At 50.8% G+C, this 18,884-nt stretch carries 19 protein-coding genes; 15 read left to right on the top strand and 4 right to left on the bottom strand.

The genetic code is table 11. The features are described from left to right. Nucleotides 1-115: 115 nt before the first annotated feature. Entirely contained in the window at nt 116-1,780 is a 1,665-nt protein-coding gene (locus RJD28_12480; GenBank protein ID WNV57101.1) for a polysaccharide biosynthesis protein, read from the bottom strand. On the opposite strand from RJD28_12480, the gene RJD28_12475 reads away from it, so the two are divergent. The 7 genes from RJD28_12475 to RJD28_12445 all read left to right on the top strand — a co-directional run bounded on the left by RJD28_12475 (nt 1,762) and on the right by RJD28_12445 (nt 8,625). Next, the gene (locus tag RJD28_12475; protein ID WNV57100.1) at nt 1,762-1,920 is read left to right on the top strand and encodes a hypothetical protein; all 159 of its coding nucleotides are present in this window, start codon (nt 1,762-1,764) and stop codon (nt 1,918-1,920) included. The two genes, RJD28_12480 and RJD28_12475, sit on opposite strands and share 19 nt — an antisense overlap. Continuing rightward, nucleotides 1,917-2,369, top strand: coding sequence for an Rrf2 family transcriptional regulator (locus tag RJD28_12470; GenBank protein ID WNV57099.1), 453 nt, complete (start codon nt 1,917-1,919; stop codon nt 2,367-2,369). Before RJD28_12475 ends, RJD28_12470 begins: the two co-directional genes overlap by 4 nt. 14 nt (nt 2,370-2,383) lie before the next feature. Continuing rightward, nucleotides 2,384-3,565: a cysteine desulfurase NifS gene (gene nifS, locus RJD28_12465; protein WNV57098.1), complete on the top strand. Its 1,182-nt coding sequence runs from the start codon at nt 2,384-2,386 to the stop codon at nt 3,563-3,565. 17 nt (nt 3,566-3,582) lie between these two features. Beyond that, nucleotides 3,583-4,020, top strand: a complete 438-nt coding sequence (nifU, locus tag RJD28_12460) for a Fe-S cluster assembly scaffold protein NifU (protein ID WNV57097.1) — start codon at nt 3,583-3,585, stop codon at nt 4,018-4,020. 3 nt (nt 4,021-4,023) lie between these two features. After that, on the top strand, nt 4,024-5,112 hold the full coding sequence (mnmA, locus tag RJD28_12455) for a tRNA 2-thiouridine(34) synthase MnmA (protein WNV57096.1): 1,089 nt from the start codon (nt 4,024-4,026) through the stop codon (nt 5,110-5,112). Between the two features lie 331 nt (nt 5,113-5,443). Beyond that, nucleotides 5,444-6,451 (top strand): TAXI family TRAP transporter solute-binding subunit, encoded by a 1,008-nt coding sequence (locus RJD28_12450; GenBank protein ID WNV57095.1) that lies wholly within the window; start codon nt 5,444-5,446, stop codon nt 6,449-6,451. Between the two features lie 275 nt (nt 6,452-6,726). After that, nucleotides 6,727-8,625 carry a TRAP transporter permease gene (locus RJD28_12445; protein ID WNV59619.1) on the top strand — a complete coding sequence of 633 codons (1,899 nt, stop codon included), beginning with the start codon at nt 6,727-6,729 and terminating at the stop codon, nt 8,623-8,625. Between the two features lie 71 nt (nt 8,626-8,696). On the opposite strand, the gene RJD28_12440 is transcribed toward RJD28_12445, so the two are convergent. Next, entirely contained in the window at nt 8,697-10,028 is a 1,332-nt protein-coding gene (locus RJD28_12440; GenBank protein ID WNV57094.1) for a sensor domain-containing diguanylate cyclase, read from the bottom strand. Between the two features lie 251 nt (nt 10,029-10,279). Between RJD28_12440 and RJD28_12435 the strand changes: the two genes are divergently transcribed. Then, a complete protein-coding gene (locus RJD28_12435) occupies nt 10,280-10,711 on the top strand; it encodes a hypothetical protein (GenBank protein ID WNV57093.1) in 432 nt (143 codons plus the stop codon). A 27-nt stretch (nt 10,712-10,738) separates the two neighbouring features. Here the strand turns inward: RJD28_12435 and RJD28_12430 are convergent, their stop codons facing one another. Beyond that, nucleotides 10,739-12,892 carry an MMPL family transporter gene (locus RJD28_12430; protein ID WNV57092.1) on the bottom strand — a complete coding sequence of 718 codons (2,154 nt, stop codon included), beginning with the start codon at nt 12,890-12,892 and terminating at the stop codon, nt 10,739-10,741. Nucleotides 12,893-13,025: 133 nt separating this feature from the next. Next, entirely contained in the window at nt 13,026-13,265 is a 240-nt protein-coding gene (locus RJD28_12425) for a hypothetical protein (GenBank protein ID WNV57091.1), read from the bottom strand. Nucleotides 13,266-13,481: 216 nt separating this feature from the next. Here RJD28_12425 and RJD28_12420 point away from each other — a divergent pair, with 216 nt between their 5' ends. The 7 genes from RJD28_12420 (at nt 13,482) to RJD28_12390 (ending at nt 18,880) form a co-directional block, all read left to right on the top strand. Continuing rightward, nucleotides 13,482-13,841 (top strand): hypothetical protein, encoded by a 360-nt coding sequence (locus RJD28_12420; protein WNV57090.1) that lies wholly within the window; start codon nt 13,482-13,484, stop codon nt 13,839-13,841. Between the two features lie 158 nt (nt 13,842-13,999). Then, nucleotides 14,000-14,896, top strand: coding sequence for a ComEC/Rec2 family competence protein (locus RJD28_12415; GenBank protein WNV57089.1), 897 nt, complete (start codon nt 14,000-14,002; stop codon nt 14,894-14,896). 126 nt (nt 14,897-15,022) lie between these two features. Then, a complete protein-coding gene (locus RJD28_12410) occupies nt 15,023-15,238 on the top strand; it encodes a DUF3006 domain-containing protein (protein ID WNV57088.1) in 216 nt (71 codons plus the stop codon). 104 nt (nt 15,239-15,342) lie between these two features. After that, entirely contained in the window at nt 15,343-16,107 is a 765-nt protein-coding gene (locus RJD28_12405) for a hypothetical protein (protein ID WNV57087.1), read from the top strand. A 34-nt stretch (nt 16,108-16,141) separates the two neighbouring features. Further along, nucleotides 16,142-16,903: a diguanylate cyclase gene (locus RJD28_12400; protein ID WNV57086.1), complete on the top strand. Its 762-nt coding sequence runs from the start codon at nt 16,142-16,144 to the stop codon at nt 16,901-16,903. A 62-nt stretch (nt 16,904-16,965) separates the two neighbouring features. Then, nucleotides 16,966-17,883, top strand: a complete 918-nt coding sequence (locus RJD28_12395) for a diguanylate cyclase (GenBank protein WNV57085.1) — start codon at nt 16,966-16,968, stop codon at nt 17,881-17,883. Further along, nucleotides 17,855-18,880 (top strand): EAL domain-containing protein, encoded by a 1,026-nt coding sequence (locus RJD28_12390; protein ID WNV57084.1) that lies wholly within the window; start codon nt 17,855-17,857, stop codon nt 18,878-18,880. Before RJD28_12395 ends, RJD28_12390 begins: the two co-directional genes overlap by 29 nt. The last annotated feature ends 4 nt before the right edge of the window (nt 18,881-18,884 follow it).

The raw sequence follows: 18,884 nt of genomic DNA, 5'->3' as shown, positions 1-18,884 counted from the left end.
TCCTTTCGGGAACCTATTATATACTATTTTTTTTGCCTTGTCGACAAAAAACGATGTCCCGGAATATCCCGTGTAAATCCGACTGCGATGAAATCGGTGTGTATTGAAAAATGGATTACCGGGTATGAACGGGGCGGGCATGATGATGGAACGGCAGAACCTGATAAAGAAAAACGAGCAGGAAATAAAAAACAGCCGTCACGCCAATTTTTCCGGCCAGCAGAAACAGCGGAAAACCGGACAGCCAGGCGTTGAGAAAAGGCGCGGCGAAAAAGCCTGCGCCTGCGGCCAGAACAAGAAAACCTGAGGGCAACACGATCCACCGGACGGCAGGAAAGGAAAAGCCCAGATACGGATATAATACGAAAAGGCTGCACAGGGTCTGGCAGAGGAGACTTGCCAGAAGCCCCCAGAAATAGGCCTGCATGCCATAGCGGGGGACGAGGAAATGGACGAAGGACAGCCGCAGCAGAAGGCTTATCGTGTTGTGCCAGAACAGTGTCACAGTGCGCCCCAGCCCGGCCAGGATGCTGGACAGGGAGGCGTTCAGATACAGGAACGGACAGATGAAGGACAGCGTGCGCAGAAAATCTCCGGCCAGGGCGTTTTTGTACAACACCGTTCCCAGAACATTCCCGTACAGAAAGAAAACGCCGAAGAAAAAGATGCCCAGCACCAGGCAGTACTGGATGGCGGTGGCGATGGTGTGGGTCAGCTTTCGGGGATTGGCATCGGACAGGGTGCGGGCCACCGCCGGCAGCAGCAGGACAGACACGGCATTGGTGATGGCCGTGGGAAACAGGATCAGGGGCATGGCCATTCCTGTAAGGACACCGTAGAGGATCAGGGCGGTGGGCGCGGAGTGGCCGTAAGATTGCAGTCTGGCGGGCAGCAGGGCAGCTTCCCCGGCGGCTAAAAAGCTGATGAACAGCCGGTTGGCGGTCAGCGGGAGCGCCAGCACCAGTAGTTTGGGCATAACAGAGAGGGTGCCGGGTAAAGAATAAGAGCGGAACCCGGGCGCGGAACAGTCTGTGGAATCCTGCACAGTCCGCACTTTCCGCTTTAAGCGGCCCTGCAACCGGGAAGTACGACGGTGGCTGAATGCCGGAACGGATCGGACATCAGAATGGTTTCCTTGTGGCGTCTTCATCCCCATTGCCGTGACACAGAAGAGCACCGCAGCCAGCTCTCCGGTCCCCAGCGCCCACACGGTGGCGGACAGCGGCAGCGCAATCCCCTCCTGCAGGCTGATTTTCCAGGCCATGAAAATAAACAGCATCCGGGCACTCTGTTCCGCCAGCAGGGACAGGGACGGTACGGCGGCCCGCATGAGCCCATAATAAAAGCCGCTGATGCAGGCGTGGATGCTGCTTAAGGGAACGCAGAAGGCCAGCGCCCGCAGAAGCGGTGCACACCGGGGCTCTCCCAGCAGTGTTTCTGCAAGGGGATCGGCGAAGGCCAGAAGCCCCGCACTTCCAAGAGAAGCCAGAAGCAGGGCAGTGAAAAGGCCGCAGCGCAGGAATCTGGTGTCTGCTCCACGGGACGCTTCTGCAGCGGTGAGCCGGGAGATGGCTGTCTGGATGCCGGAGGAGGACGCGGCGCACAGGACACCGTACACCGGAAAAATCATCTGATAAATGCCCACCTGTTCTGCACCGATGGACCGGGAGAGGAATATTCTATAGAAGAACCCCATGACGCGGGTGAGCATCCCGGCGGCAGTGAGGAAAAAAGCGCCCCGGATGACCGGATGGGAGCTGGATGGAAAAGAAGCTTGCATATCGTGCCAAAACTCCTGAAAACGAAACTTTTTTCATATATATGAGGAAAATCACCTTGACAGAACTGGCCGTGGATGATATTCTACTACTGGAAATCCGAGTAAAACAGTCGGAATTGACAGAAGGGATGACGAAATGAAGCTTTCGACAAAAGGAAGATACGGGCTTCGTGCAATTCTGGATCTTGCTGTGTATCAGGATGCGGGAGCAGTATCCATACAGAGTATTGCAGACCGGCAGAATATTTCGGAGAGTTATCTGGAACAGCTGTTGGCAAAGCTCAAGAAGGCGGGGCTGGTGGTGAGCACCAGAGGCGCGTCCGGCGGATACCGTCTGGCGAAGGATGCCGGGCAGATTTCCGTAGGGGATGTGCTGCGCGCGCTGGAGGGCAGTCTGGATGCGGTGGCCTGTCCGGGGCTGGACGGCGACGGCGGATGTGATACGATGGACATCTGCGTGACGAAGTACGTCTGGAAGCGCATCAATGACAGCATCAACCGCACGGTGGATGAGATCATGCTGGATCAGCTGGTAAAAGAAAATAAGAAAGTCATTGAACAATATGGGGCACAGGGAAGGTGCCAGTAAGGAGCGAACACATTATGAAAAAACTGATTTATCTGGACAATGCGGCGACAACAAAGACCGCCCCGGAGGTTGTGGAGGCAATGCTTCCGTATTTTACGGAGTATTACGGCAATCCTTCAAGCGTATACGAGTTCTCTTCGCATTCCAAAGAAGCCATTGCCAAGAGCCGTGAGACCATCGCAGCTTCTCTGGGAGCCAAGGCTGACGAGATCTACTTTACCGCAGGCGGCAGCGAGTCCGACAACTGGGCGCTGAAAGCAACCGCAGAGGCTTATGCCGGCAAGGGAAATCACATCATCACCACAAAGATCGAGCATCATGCCATCCTGCATACCGGCGAATATCTGGAGAAGAGAGGTTTCGAGGTAACTTACCTGGATGTGGATGAGAACGGCGTGGTAAAGCTGGATGAGTTAAAGAAAGCCATCCGCCCGACCACGATCCTGATTTCTGTCATGTATGCCAACAACGAGATCGGCACCATCCAGCCCATCAGGGAGATCGGTGAGATCGCCCATGAGCACGGCATTTTATTCCACACCGATGCCGTACAGGCATACGGCCAGCTGCCCATCAATGTAGACGAATGCCACATTGATATGTTAAGCTCCAGCGGCCACAAGTTAAACGGCCCCAAGGGCATCGGTTTCCTGTACATCCGCAAGGGTGTGAAGATCCGTTCCTTCATTCATGGCGGCGCACAGGAGCGTAAACGCCGGGCAGGAACAGAGAACGTGCCGGGCATCGTCGGCTACGGCAAGGCAGTAGAGCGTGCATTTGCCAATATGGCAGAGCGTACCGCCAAAGAGGCAGAGCTTCGCGATTACCTGATCGGCCGGGTACTGGCAGAGATCCCGTACACAAGACTGAACGGCCATAAGACAGACCGTCTGCCCAACAACGCCAACTTCAGCTTCCAGTTCATCGAAGGAGAATCCCTGCTGATCATGCTGGATATGAAGGGAATCTGCGGCTCCAGCGGATCAGCCTGTACCTCAGGTTCCCTGGATCCCTCCCATGTGCTGATGGCCATCGGCCTGCCCCATGAGATCGCCCATGGTTCCCTGCGTCTGACCCTCAACGAGGAGATCACCAAGGAAGATATGGACTATGTTGTAGACTGTCTGAAAGAGATCGTACAGAAATTAAGAAGTATGTCCCCGTTATACGAGGATTTTGTAAAAAAACAGGTTTAAACCGGAGGAGATAGCATATGTACAGCGAGAAAGTAATGGACCATTTTCAGCATCCCAGAAATGTGGGAGAAATAGAGAACGCCAGCGGCGTGGGTACCGTGGGCAACGCAAAATGCGGAGATATCATGAGAATGTACCTGGATATTGATGACAACGGCATCATCCAGGAATGTAAGTTTAAAACGTTCGGCTGCGGCGCTGCTGTGGCAACCAGCAGTATGGCAACCGAGCTTGTAAAGGGCAAATCCATCCAGGAGGCGCTGCAGGTAACGAACAAGGCAGTTATGGAGGCGCTGGATGGCCTTCCGCCGGTCAAGGTGCACTGCTCTCTTCTGGCAGAGGAGGCAATCCATGCCGCACTGTGGGATTATGCGCAGAAGCACAACATCGTGATCGAGGGACTGGACAAGCCGGTTGCTGACATCAGCGAGCATGAGGAAGAAGAGGAATATTAATTCATGGCGAAAAAGGTCGTTGTCGGGATGTCCGGAGGCGTGGATTCCTCCGTGGCAGCCTGGCTGCTGAAGCAGCAGGGATATGAGGTCATCGGCGTGACGATGCAGATCTGGCAGGACGAAGAGGAAGCGGTCATGGAAGAAAATGGCGGCTGCTGCGGCCTGTCCGCGGTGGACGATGCCAGAAGAGTGGCGGCGCAGCTGGACATTCCCTATTACGTGATGAACTTTAAAGATGTATTCCGTGAAAAAGTCATGGACTATTTTACCGCGGAATATGTAAGCGGCAGAACACCCAATCCGTGCATCGCCTGCAACCGGTATGTGAAATGGGAGGCGCTCTTAAAGCGCAGTCTGGATATCGGGGCGGATTACATTGCCACAGGCCACTATGCCCGGATCGAGCAGCTGCCAAACGGCCGTATGGCGGTGCGCCAGTCGGTGACGGCTGCCAAGGATCAGACCTACGCCCTGTATAATCTGACCCAGGGGCAGCTGAAGCACACGCTGATGCCGGTGGGCGATTATACGAAGGATCAGATTCGCGCCATGGCGGAGGAGACCGGTATTCGGGTGGCCCACAAGCCGGACAGCCAGGAGATCTGTTTTGTGCCGGACAACGATTACGCCGGTTTCATCGAGCGCAGCACGGGATGTCCGTGCCAGCCTGGCAATTTTGTGGATCGGGAGGGGCACATCCTGGGTACCCACCGGGGCATCATCCACTATACCATCGGGCAGCGCAAGGGCCTGAACCTTTCCATGGGCCATCCGGTGTTCGTCACCGAGATCCGCCCGGACACCAACGAGGTGGTCATCGGGGAATCCGAGGATCTGTTTGGTCGGGTCGTGCGGGCCAACCATGTGAACTTTATGGCCCAGCCGGGCATTGACGGGCCGGTGGAGGCCTTTGCCAAGATCCGCTACAACCACCGGGGCGATGTGTGTACCGTGGAGATGGAGGATGCGGACACCATCCGCTGTACCTTCAAAGAACCGGTGCGGGCAGCGGCACCGGGACAGGCGCTGGTCATCTACCAGGACGGCTATGTGCTGGGCGGCGGCACCATCATCGGCGGGGAAAAAGAATAAATCTGTGATCAGCCTGGACGAATGACTGTCCGGGCTGAAGTTTTACTTGATTTTATCATATAATACCAACGAATTGTTCCGTGCTTCGCACTCTCACAATTCTGCCGGATATTCGCATATCGTGGGATGTACATCCCACTTTTATGCTCATATCGGGGCGGGGCAAAAGGTCTTTCATCCACATATGAGCAAGCTCATGTGGATTTAGACTTTTTGCCCCTGGTATTAACAAATTTATACTTGTGGTGCGCTTCATTTTCTATTATAATAGAGTGATGGAGTGCATTTGTGCACAAATAGAGAAAAAGAGAGTAAAGGAGAGGTATTATTTATGAAAAAATGGAAGAAACTGACAGCAGTTTTACTGACAGTTGTAATGGCAGCTTCTCTGGCCGCATGCGGCGGCAGTTCTGACGGCGGCAGCAGCACAGGGGAAAGCACATCCGATGAATCCAAGAGTTCCGGTGGGGAGCTGATCTTCACAACAGGCGGAGACCAGGGAACCTATTATGGATTCGGAAGCGTATTGGCAGGACAGATCAGTGACCTGACAGACACCACAGTAACTGCTATCGTAGGTAAGGGTTCCAAGGCCAACATCGAGGCTATGGATGCCGGTGATGCACAGTTAGGTTTCGTACAGTCTGACGTTATGTCTTATGCATATCAGGGAACAAACCTGTTTGAGGGCGCAAAGGTAGACAACTTCTCTACCGTTGCAGCACTTTACATGGAGCAGGTACAGATTGTCACACTGGATCCCGAGATCAAGTCCGTTGCTGACCTGAAGGGCAAGAACGTATCTGTTGGTGACTCCGGTTCCGGTGTTTATTTCAACGCAGTAGATATGCTTGGCGCTTATGACCTGACCATCGATGACATCAATCCTACTTACCAGTCCTTTGGTGACAGTGTAGATTCTCTGCAGGACGGCAAGATCGATGCAGCATTCATCACCGCAGGTGCACCGACCACCGCTGTAACTTCCCTGGCTGCTACCCGTGACGTATATCTTGTTCAGCTGGATGACGCGCACATCGAGAAGCTGATCGAGACCTCTCCTTACTACAGCAAGAACGTGATTCCGGCAGATGCTTATAATATGAAGGAAGACGCAACGACTGTTGCAGTAGGCGCTGTGATCATTGCAAGAGATGATGTGGCTGAGGATGACATTTACAATGTTGTTTCCGGTATTTTTGACAGCATTGATACCCTGGGACATGACAAGAAGAGTGAACTGGATCCTGAGTTCGCAGCTTCTGTAACCGCAGTACCGTATCATCCGGGCGCTGCCAAATATTTCCAGGAGAAGGGCTTTGAGGTTCCGACAAAATAATTCCGGATACGGAAATCCTTCTGTGACACTGATGTGAATAAAGAGGGGGACTGGACACCGGCCCCCTTCTTTTCTTATTTTGGTTTTATTTATTCGTGATACATGATTTTTCTGTATCCACGAATCGCTCCGGAGCGGATGGGCGCTGCGGCGCTCATTTACTATCGTTCGGAAAGGAGAGACTGCTTATGAGTTTTTTACATAAGAAAGCTGACAACGATGCTGCAGGCCATGTGTCTGCGGCGGAAGAGGTACATGATACCTCCACGGGAACCATGGAGGATGTGGAAGCGGTCATGAAGAAATATGACCGGGAATCCAATGTCCGTGTATGGGAGGGCATTCCCAGACAGGTGATCCGCTGGCTCATGGCCGGATTTTCCCTGTTCTGCCTGTATCTGACCCTGTTTGACAAGAGTCTTCCGGAGAAACGGCTGACGTTGTTCCTCGGCCTGATCATTATCATCGGTTATCTGAATTTCCCGATGCGCAAGAATCATGTGAAGCCAAACAGCGTTCCCTGGTATGATGTGATCATCATGGTGGTGGGGGCATTCCCGTTCTTCTATTTTGCTTTCAATGCACAGGATATCCTGTTAAAGAGCTATAACCAGCTCTCCAAGGATCCGTTTATGCTGACGATCGCCATCATCGGCATTCTGGCGCTGGTGGAGCTGTGCCGCCGGAGTGTGGGCGTGCCAATCCTGTGTGTGGTTGGCCTTCTGCTGATCTACACCTTTGCCAATGTTCGTTTTGGTAAAGTTATTTATGACCTGTTCTACACGACCAACGGTCTGATGAACACGCCGGTCAATGTGTGTCAGAAGTACATTGTTGTATTTATTATTTTCGGTGCGTTCCTGGAGCGGACGGGAATCGCCAACTTCTTCATCGATCTGGCCAACACGGTAGCTGGTGCATCCGCAGGCGGCCCGGCCAAGGTGGCGGTTATTTCTTCTGCCCTGTGTGGTATGGTGTCCGGTTCTTCCGTAGGTAATACGGTAACCACCGGTTCTGTGACGATCCCGATGATGAAGAAGACCGGATACAAGGGCGAGTTTGCCGGTGCCGTTGAGGCGGCAGCCTCCACAGGCGGACAGATCATGCCGCCCATCATGGGTGCCGCAGCCTTCCTGATGGCAGAGTACACCGGTGTGCCTTATGCCAAGATCGCTCTTCTGGCCATCCTTCCGGCAGTGCTGTATTTCCTCGGTATTTATATCGCAGTGCATCTGGAAGCCAAGAAGCTGGGCCTTCGGGGCTTAAGCCGTGACGAGCTGCCCAAGTTCAGCGTGCTGGTGAAGAAGATTTATCTGCTGCTGCCGCTGATCGTTCTGGTGGTGCTCGTATCCAACGGAACGAGAACGATGCAGAGTGCGGCAGCCATTGCCATTCTCGTCACCATTGCGGTTGGTATCATCAATGCGGATAACCGCATCAATTTTACAAAATGTATCGATGCACTGGAGGCCGGCGGAAAGGGAACCATTACGGTAGCCGCTGCCTGCGCCATGGCCGGTATTGTGGCTGGCTGTATCACCTCCACAGGTCTGGCGTCCAAGCTGCTGCGTGCCATCGTATCCGCTTCCGGCGGAAGAGCCATTGTGGCACTGTTCCTGACGATGATCTGCTGTATCGTGCTTGGTATGGGCGTGCCCACCACGGCAAACTACTGTATCATGGCAGCAACCTGTGCGCCGATCCTTATGAATGAGGAGATCGGTATCCCCATGCTGGCAGCGCATTTCTTCGTATTCTATTTCGGTATCGTGGCAGATATCACGCCGCCGGTAGCCCTGGCTGCCTATGCGGGTTCTGCCATCGCGAAAGCACCGCCGATGCGGACGGCGCTCAATGCCACAAGGCTTGCCATCGGTGCCTTCATCGTACCGTATATTTTTGCACTGAATCCGAAGATGCTCTTCATCGATGCCCAGTGGTATGAGGTAGTGATGATCACCATCACCGCCCTGATCGGTATGTTCGGTATGGCCGCAGGACTGGGAGGTTACATCTTCCGAAATATGAAAGTCATCGAGCGGATCATGTGTATCGCCGGTGGACTGACCCTGCTCATTCCGGGAAGTATCACAGACATTATCGGCCTCGTGCTGGTGGGTGCAGTGTGCGTCATTCAGTATGGCGATGCCAAGAAAACAAAAGCTGCAGCGTAAACGCGTGGTTAAAAAAGAATCTGAGATCAGAAAAAGAGGAACCAGTTCCCTGACGGGAGGTTCCTCTTTTTTTAAAGTGTGATGACATGAAAGGCGTCTTTGGTGGTATTTTTTACCTCATATAATACCTTATCCGCAGCCTGATACAGGTGCTCGAAGGAAAATGTGCGCCCGCTCTGGATGCCGCCCAGAGAGAGGGACGACTGGCTGCGGGGATACTCCCGGCAGACCTGTTCCCGGTATTCCCGGCAGACCCGGGTGATCTTGGAATAGATGGGGCCGGAATCCGGGCAGTGGGGCAGGAAGATGATGAACTCATCACCGCCCAGACGGAACACAATGTCGGAGGTGCGGAATGTTTTCAGCAAAAGCTTGGCTACAAACTGCAGCATCCGATCGCCCTCGTGGTGACCGTAAATGTCATTGAGGGCTTTGAAATTGTCGATGTCCATAATGAGGAAAAGATAAGGGGCATCTGTCCGGGCCCTGGAAAATTCCTGCAGCCGCATGGAGATCAGCTGCTGGCCGCCTCTGCGGTTGTACAGACCGGTCAGATCGTCCCGGACAGAGCGCTCCATGAGGATATTCTTATCCCGCACATCCTTGGATGTGTCGATGAGGACACTGATCAGAATGCTTTTCCCATTGTCCAGTGTGATCTTGCGCCCCACATCGTTGACCCACAGACAGTCCCCATCCTTCCTGAGCAGCCGGTAGTCCAGCTCATAGCAGGAACTGTGGCCCAGCTGCCGGGAAATGGCATCGGATACCTTATTTCTGTCAGCCGGGTGGATGACCCGTTCCACATAGCCGCCGGTGCAGTCGAGAAATTCCTGGTAGCTGTAGCCCAGCCAGGACAGGACGGTATCGTTGGCCATATAGAGCGGGAAACCGTTCTTCAGGTAGACACCGATGATGCCGCCGGGCATGAGCTGGCAGAGCAGACCGATGATATCCTTCTGGGAGGAAGCTTCCAGTGAGGCGATGTCCTGCGGGATTGAGATGGTCGGCAGCTCGTCCGACGGTATGGAGGCATGAATGCTGCATATGCGATAATCCTTTCCCTGCTGTCGCAGTGTGATGCTGACTGGCAGAGAAGAGATGACAGTCGGGATGTTTTCTTTGCTGTATGCCGCCATATCTATAATAAAAAAGCAGTTCCACAAGCCGGGAACCAGGAGCTGTTGATTCCAGTTATGGATTCGGAAGGTAACCGGTTCCGGGTGAATGGCAAATTCATGCTCCAGCATTTTCTGGAACCCGTTTCTGTCCAGTATTGCGGTATCTTTGCTGATACCCATAACAGAAATGGAAGGATCTGTCAGAGCGAGTGTATGTTCTGCGCTGCGCTCAGTGAGACAGGCCTGAAAAAAATGATGCACGGTCAGGTGCTCAGTTGTCATAAATTCGCCTCCCTTTGATTCTTAATTATATATTACCAAAAAAATATAAAAATACAAGATGAAATTTGTCGAAAAACAATAAAAATATCGGGGGGGGGATAGGGGAGACAGGAAAAATATAAATAAAAACGAAAAAGCAACAGAAGAAATGAATGGATAAAATTTATGAAATCGTAAGGAACAGGATAGTTGTGGGAAAGGAAGCTCTGTGCTAGAATGAGAGAATCCGAAAAGGAGGGAATGATAAGGGAATGGGCAGAAGAAAGAAAAAACACAAAGGCCTTCGGGCCGTATTTACCCTGATCGTGGTACTGCTGATCATTCTGGCAGCAGTATTGGTCTGGGGCGGACAGCTTGGTAAAACGGTGAAGAAGAAGGCGGCAGGTGCAGTGCTGCAGCAGATTTCCCAGCAGGCGGCGGAATCCTCCGACGGGACAGCCACCGGGGATGCAGCGGCGGTGCTTGGCCAGGTATACAGCAATATGGATGAGGCAGACCAGGAGAAGCTGCAGGAGATCATTGCGGATAACGCGGACCAGGAGACGCTGGAGGATGTGAAGAGCTATGTGGAGAGCGGAGACACCGACGGGCTGATCCAGTATGCCCAGGAAAATTTTTCCGCAGAGGACAGCGAGGCGGCCATGGAATTATACGAGAAATACAAAGATCAGCTGGGGCAGTAGCCTCAGCTGATCTTTTGCCGTCCGGCGTTACAGATGATGTGCTTTTGTCATGGTGACAGGAATGCCTTCCACAGGCTGCTCCCCGTCCGGTTGTGCCGCTTCCTTTTTGGTGGCGGAGGCCGGGCGGAATCCGATGCTTGTGTGGATGATCAGGCCATCCAGCAGCATGAACAGGGACGGCAGGATAAAGATAACACAGAACATACTGACAATGGCGCCCCGGGCCATCAGATTGCACAGGGAACTGATGATATCAATGTCCGAATAAATGGCTACGCCGAAGGTGGCGGCAAACAGCCCCAGTGCGCTGACGATAACGGATGGGATAGATGTTGCCAGTGCGATGGTCACGGCATCTGTTTTGCTCTGCCCGCTGCTTCGCTCCAGCTTATACCGGGTCGTCATGAGAATGGCGTAGTCCACGGTGGCGCCCAGCTGGATCGTACTGATACAGATCGGCGCGATGAAGGGCAGGGAGGTATTGGTATAATAAGGCAGTCCCAGGTTGATGAAGATGGCAAATTCGATGACTGCCACAAGAATAAACGGCAGGGAAATACTCTTTGTTACCAGGGCAATGATAATGAAAATGGCAGCAATAGAGATGGTGTTGACCACCCGGAAATCTTCGTCGGTCACTTCGATCATATCCTTGGTGCAGGGTGCTTCTCCGATGAGCATACCTGTGGGATCATACTGCTTCAGCACGCCGGTAATGGCATCCAGCTGGGCATTGACCTCGTCGCTGGCTGTCTTGTATTCCGAGTTGATGAGCAGCAGCTTCCAGTGCTCGCTTTCCAGCGTTTCCATCAGTTTATCCGGCAGCATATGCCGCGGGATCCGGGGACCCAGTACCGCATCGGTGCCCAGCACATATTTGACGCCCGGAATCTCTTCCATCTCATGGATCATGTCCTGGGTTTCCTTTACCGTCATGGACGAATCGGTGAGCACCATGTGCGTGGAGCCGACCGTAAAGTTTTCCTGCAGCCGGTCGTTGGCGATGATGTAGGGAATGTAATCCGGCAGGCTGGCCCCCAGATCATAGTAAACAGCTTCGTTGGTTTTGCGGTAGCCGAACAGCGCCGGAACAAGCAAAACGGCAAAGATCACCAGCGGCCATGCGAAATGCTTCGTCACGCCCCGGGCCAGCTTGGCGGCGTCCGGGATGAGAGAGCGGTGCTTTGTTTTCTGCAGTACCCGGTCAAACACCAGGATCAGGGACGGCAGGGTGGTGACGCAGCCCACCACGCCCAGCAGGACGCCTTTTGCCATGACGACGCCCAGATCCTTGCCCAGCGTAAAGCTCATGAAGCACAGGGCGATGAAACCGGCCACGGTGGTGACAGAGCTGCCCACCACGGAGGACAGGGTGGCGTTGACTGCTTCTGCCATGGCCTCCTTTTTGTCGGCGTGGGTTTCCTTGTGCTCATTGTAGCTGTGCCAGAGGAAAATCGAATAGTCCATCGTGACAGCCAGCTGCAGCACCGCGGACAGAGCCTTTGTCAGATAGGAGATCTCCCCGAGAAAATAGTTTGTGCCCATGTTCAGCAGGATAGCCATGCCGATGCTGGCCAGAAAGATCAGAGGGATGATCCAGTTGTCCAGGAAAAGAACCATGGCGGCGCAGGCCATGATCACGGCCAGCCCTACATAGATGGGTTCCTCTTTTTCACACAGATCTTTTAAATCCGTAACGAGAGCGGACATGCCGGAGACAAAGCAGTGTTCGCCGGTGAGGGAGCGGATTTCCCGGATGGCATCCATGGTGTCGTCCGATGAGGTGGATGTATCGAAAAAGACGGCCAGCATGGTGCTGTCCCCAGCATTGAAGGCGTCATAAATCTTTTGGGGCAGCATGTGCATGGGGATGGACAGGTCTGAAAAGCTGTCATACCACAGTACGGTCTCCGCATGGGGCACGGCTGCAATCTTTTCCTTCAGCGAAATGACATCTTTGCCCTGCATGTTTTCCACAATGATAAAAGAAAAAGCACCCTTGCCAAAATCTTCCAGCAGAAGATCCTGGCCGGTGACCGTGTCCATGCCGTCAGGCAGATAGTTGAGCATATCGTAGTTGATGCGCGTAGCCTGCATGCCGATGACAGACGGAATGAGAAGCACCAGCGCAGCGATCAGAATCGGTATGTGAAACTTGACAACAAATTTCCCAAATTTCATAAAATCCCCCCCCTGTGTTTGTTGATAATTTTATTCTAACGGGAACAAAGAGGGGATTAGAATATACAAAAAAGTGAAAAGTGCATAACAGAAATACAAAAAACGGGATTTGTTTATAAAAAATAACGAAAAACTAGTTGTTTTTTACAGAATCAGCTGCCTGGCGGAACAATTCCATGTCTGCTTCCGTTAAACGGATGCTGGCGACGAGAGATTTTCCCTCGGGAGTGGTCACCTTCATCTCAATTACGGTGCCTTCTTTTAACGCTTTGGCCTGGATGGCCCGGAAAAACGGCGCCAGCTTCGGGTGCCGGCGGTTAAACTGCATCCAGGCGTCCTTCAGCTGCATCAGTTTTAAAGGATTGATTCCCATTCGTAAATACCTCCTTTGAAGCATATTGTTTTTCTTTTGATTGTACCATAGTAGGACCCTTTATTCCAACGGATAAAGAACTGGATTTTTGAATGGGAATATGATATCTTAATCTCAGAGTTGGAATTATTTTTTTAAAAATTGAAACTTTTTTGCATAATTCAGAGTCTAATAACAGAAAGATATAAAAAGTAGCTATAAGGAGGCTCTATGATTATGAAGAAAAAAATTGTAACGATGATATTGGTGATGGCAGTCAGTGCAACCGCAATGGTAGGCTGCGGATCAAAGCAAAATGGCAGCCAGGCACCGCAGGAAAGTACTGCCGCGCAGGAGTCAACCGAGAGTTCAGAAGCTGCATCCACAATCAGCGGAACTTTGGATGAGGTTAAGAGTTTTATGTTTGTTGTGACAGATGACCAGGGCGCTTCCTATGCATTCACGTTCAGCGGAGACAAACCGGAAGGTCTGGATAAAGTACAGGTCGGGGATTCTGTAACGGTAACTTATACAGGAACCGTATCAGAAGTGGATCCGTTTGAAGGGGAAGTGCTGTCTGTAGAAGCAAACAAATAATCATCGATCCGGAATGTCAGTCCGGTGAAAGCGGGAAAGAGCTGGTGCTTTTTAGGTGTGGTCATTTAAAAAGAATCAGCTCTTTTGCATGACAGGAAAAGCGGTGGGCATTAGACGGGAGGAAGTGAACGGTCGGGACGAAGTCTGATCGACGGAGAATGAGAAGAAAACAAAAGCAAAGAAAACAGGCGTGGTTTTGCCGGTTGCTGGGAACAGCAGCCATAATGCTGTTGCTGGGGGTGGCAGATTTCCTGCGCAAAGACAGCGCACAGAGTTCTGTTCCGGCAGTGCACGGACAGCTGAAGGTCCATTTCCTGGATGTAGGACAGGCAGACAGTATTCTGATCCAGACCGCAGATGCTGCGATGCTGGTTGATGCAGGGACAAATGAGGCAGGAGCGTCAGTGGTATCCTATATTCGTTCACAGGGCATTGAAACGCTGGATTATGTGATCGGAACCCATCCGCATGAAGATCATATCGGAGGACTGGACGATGTGATCCGGCAGCTGAATGTAAAAGAAGTCATTTTGCCGGATAAGATCCATACAACGAAGACTTTTGAGGATGTGCTGGATGCCGTGGAAGAGAAGGATCTTTCTGTGACAACGGCGCATCAGGGGGATGACTATTCTCTGGGAGATGCGGGATTTACAATTATCGCACCCTGTGAGGGAAAAGACTACAAAGACGAGTTGAATAACTGGTCTGTGGGGATACGGCTGGTCTACGGGGATACCAGCTTCGTTATGACCGGTGATGCAGAAAAAGAGGCGGAAGCAGACATGCTTGCCTCCGGTGAAAACCTGCAGGGAGACGTGTGGAAAGCGGCCCATCATGGCAGCTCCACTTCAAATACAGGGCAGATGCTGGATGCGGTACAGCCGACATATGCGGTAATCTCCTGCGGAAAAGACAATTCCTACGGACATCCCCATAAGGAGACGCTGGAAGCCTTTGAAAAGAGAGGCATTCAGGTGTTCCGCACGGATGAACAGGGCACCATTGTTGCCACAAGTGACGGGAAAAGCCTGACCTTTTCTGCAGGCAGATAGCTGGCAGCGGCTTTACAGGAAGCGAAGGTGCAGGGAAGGATCTGATGCTTCCCGAATGTCGGGAGAATGCAAAAAACAGATGAAAGGATACCGATATCAAAAGAACAGAAGAGGGCAGGTGATCATATGCGATTAATTGTAGACCGTACAGAGGGGAACAGGGTAATCTGTGAACAGGAGGATGGCACAAATATAGAGCTGTCGGTGACGTGCTTTAAGACACGCCCCCAGGACGGCACTGTTGTGGTATGGGACGGCATACTGGCTCTGCCGGATCCGGCAGCAACTGCGGCAAGGAAGCAGAAGCTGCAGAGCCGGTTCGACCGGATGAAAAAGGAATAAAACCATATGGATGGATTACAGAAAAAAGAAGTGAAGATACCGCAGAAAGGGGACTCATTATGGAGAAAGGCGGAAAATGGAAAAGAGCAGAAGTGATATGCATAATGATTGTTCTGGTGCTTCTGGCTCTTTTGGCAAAAGCATTTTATCAGCCGGAAACAATGGATGAGCGAAGTGCGGTTTATTCCCTTGGAAGTGGATGGTATCAGCTCCGGGATGGGGAACGGATCAATTTGCAGCTTCCTGGTACGGTTATGGCAGATACCGATGGAAAAGTCATGCTTTATAACGATACGCTTTCCGCATTGGATGTGGGGATGGTTATTTCAACAAGAGGGGTAGAGCATCATCTGGAAATCTGTATGGGTGATCAGGTTCTTTATCAATACAGAAATCAGGAATTTCAGAAGAACCTGCAGATGCAGGGAAAAATCTGGGCGGATGTTTTCCTGCCGAAAGAGACCGGGCAGGAGCCGGTATGCCTGATCTATGAAGGCAAGAAAAATGGACAGCTGTACATACAGGCACCCATAATCGGAAGCTTCGCTGCTGTTATCAGGAACCACGTGAAGGAGGCTTTCTTTTCTGTTCTGATAATGTTGGGTATGCTGGGACTGGGGGTTGCTTCTGTAATCATATATCTGTATATCAGGCACCGCCAGATTGAGGAGAAACGATTCCTTAATGTGGCATATTTTCTGATTTTATGTGATTTCTGGTGTATACTGGATTCCGGCATGTATCAGATGTATGGCAGACAGACTGCGGCAGGAACCTTGATTTCCTTTTATGCGTTTATGCTCATGTCTGTTCCCATGCTGCGTTTTGTACAAAACACGGTAAGAAAAAAACGTGCAGTGGGTTCCTGAAATATGGGTTTTTCTGTTGTATGGAAATGCCATTTTGCAGGGGATCCTTCATGTTGTATTTGCCATTCCGTTTATCCATATGCTGTTTATCACGCATCTTGTGCTATTTACCGGAGTGGTGGCGATGCTCCTCCTTTTGTGGAAGGAATATCGAAGAGAACGGGAGCAGGAATTGGAACTGTGCCTGAAGGCGTTTGGGGTGTTAGGGATCAGTGGCCTGCTCGCGCTTGTTCTGTATTGGATATTTTCTATTTACTGGTATGATGCTGTATTTCGGTTTGGAATTCTGTTATTCATCGCTATCCTGTTTGGAGGATTGCTGAATAAGGTATCCGGTGATATTCAGTTTCGTCTGGAACAGGCTGTTTATGAAAGAATGTCTTTGGAAGACCGGATGACGGGGCTGAAAAACAGAAAGGCATTTGAAAACCGTCTGGAGGAGATTCAGGAGGAGGCAATATTACTTGAAAATGCACTGCTTTTGTTTGTAGATATGAAAGGACTGAAAAACATCAATGATCGTTATGGAATGCAGGTGGGAGATGAAGCGGTTATCCGAACTGCACGCTGTCTTCGGACGGCAGGGGATATTGCAGGGCAGGAGGCGGATTGTTATCGGACTGAGGGGAATGAGTTTGCAGTCATTATAACCAATCCGCAGATACAGCCGCAGGAATGGGAAACATCTGTTAAAAATGAAATGAAAAAAAGAGCCGGAAAGCAGATATCGTGTCCGGTTGAGGTTTGGATACAGCTATCTGAGAAAAGAAGACGGCGTCCTTCAGTCTGTCAGTGACTGGAAGGCACAGGCAGACCGGATGTTGCATGAAATAATATGACAATCAGTGGAGGACAGGTATGGTTTATAACATAGATTTTCTGATCGCGGCAATGGTTATATTGTTGTTGGTTCTGTGGTATTTTCTGGGACAGAAAAGAGCAGAGGATCTGAATAATCAGGTATTTCTTTTCTTTGCGATTTTGGGAAGTATGGATGTGGTCGCTGAACTTATCAGCAATTATTATATTACATCCGAAAACAGTGATTTTGGAATAGCTGCGACGCTTGCAACCACTGTTTTTTATCTGCTTCAGGCATTGCTTCCGTTTATCCTGATCTGTTATATCCGGACATTGCATGATCATAAAATCGTTTCGCTTAAAAAAATGTGGCTGTCCGGATTTCCAACGCTTGTGCTTGCGGGAATTGTGCTGACCAATCCGTTTACCGGAAAACTGTTTTATTTTGATGTATCAGCAGGCTATGTAAAGGGGCCGTGGTATATGCTGATGTATTACAGTACGATCTGCCATTTGCTGGCTGCCATGATGCTTGCGATGCACTGGAGAAAAGATCTTGGAGCGCGAAAGATTAAAGTACTGCTGGAGATACTTGTATTATCTGGTGGAGGAGTCGTCATTCAGCTGTTATATCACCCGATCCTGACAACCGGATTCGGCCTGAGCCTTGGAATACTGGCTCTGTTTATCACCATCAACAATCCCCGTGCCAATATGGACAGCCTTACCGGAGTATACAATCATTTTTATTTAACCAGAAAAAGCAATGAGCTGATCGCGGGAGGAAAAGCATTCCATATTATTACTGTGTATCTTTACCGGCTGAAACATATCAATAAAATTACAGGGATCCAGGGCGGCGATCATATGTTACAGCTGACGGCCGGAAGACTTGCGGAATTATGCGGGAAAAAGGTGTTCCGCATTACCGGAAAAACGTTTTCTGGTGCTGACCGGTTCCCTGGAAGAATATGAGTATTATCTTGCACAGCTGAAACAGATGTTTGATGTGAGCAGGAAAGCAGATGTGGAACAGAAGAATATTACAATGCCTGTGATCTTAAGCGGTATCATTAATGCGGAAAAACTGGGGGACAGCGGCCTTGTACTGGAGTATGCGGAATATCTGGAATCTTTGGCACCTCAAAGCGGTGTGACGGAAGTGATACAGGATGACCGTCAGACACTGAATGGATTTCTGTATAATAAAAAGGTAGAGCAGTTTTTACACACAGCAATTACCGAGAATCTTTTTGAAATTTACTATCAGCCGGTATATTCCACAAGAGAGAAGCAATTTATTACGCTGGAAGCACTGAGCCGCCTGCATCACCCGCAACTTGGCTGGATTGCACCGGATGTGTTTATTCAGATCGCGGAAAAGAATCATATGATCGAACAGATTACGGATCTGCAGTTCTGCCGTGTCTGCAGATTTTTAAGCGAGAACAGGTGGCTGATGGATCAGCTCCTGAATGTGAAGGTTAATCTGTCTGCTTTGGATCTGATGAAAAATGATTGCAGCAGCCATTTTATCCAGATGATGGATGCATTTGAAATTCCCCATAACTGGATCCAGTTTGAGATTACCGAGACGGTCGCGACAGAATACAATGTAAGCATCAGAAAGGTTGTGGATGAGTTTTCGGCTGCAGGTATCCGGCTTTGTCTGGATGATTTCGGCTCCGGATATGCGAATCTGAATACAGTTATGAGACTTCCGTTTTCTACGATCAAGCTTGACCGGTCGCTTCTTTTTGATATTTGCTGCAATGAAAAGCGTGCCATGTTCTATCAGAGTATTGTCGGGACTTTCCATAGAATGAATTACCATATCGTTTCTGAAGGGGTGGAAACAGAAGAAGAGGTAGAACTGATCAGCCGCTGGGGGGTTGATATGATTCAGGGTTATTATTTTTCCAGACCGCTTCCGGAAAAAGATCTGCTGGCATTATTACAGAAAAAAGCATAAAGGC

Source organism: Oscillospiraceae bacterium NTUH-002-81, assembly GCA_032620915.1.
GTDB lineage: Bacteria > Bacillota > Clostridia > Lachnospirales > Lachnospiraceae > JAGTTR01.
This window is presented reverse-complemented; position numbering and strand designations above follow the sequence as displayed.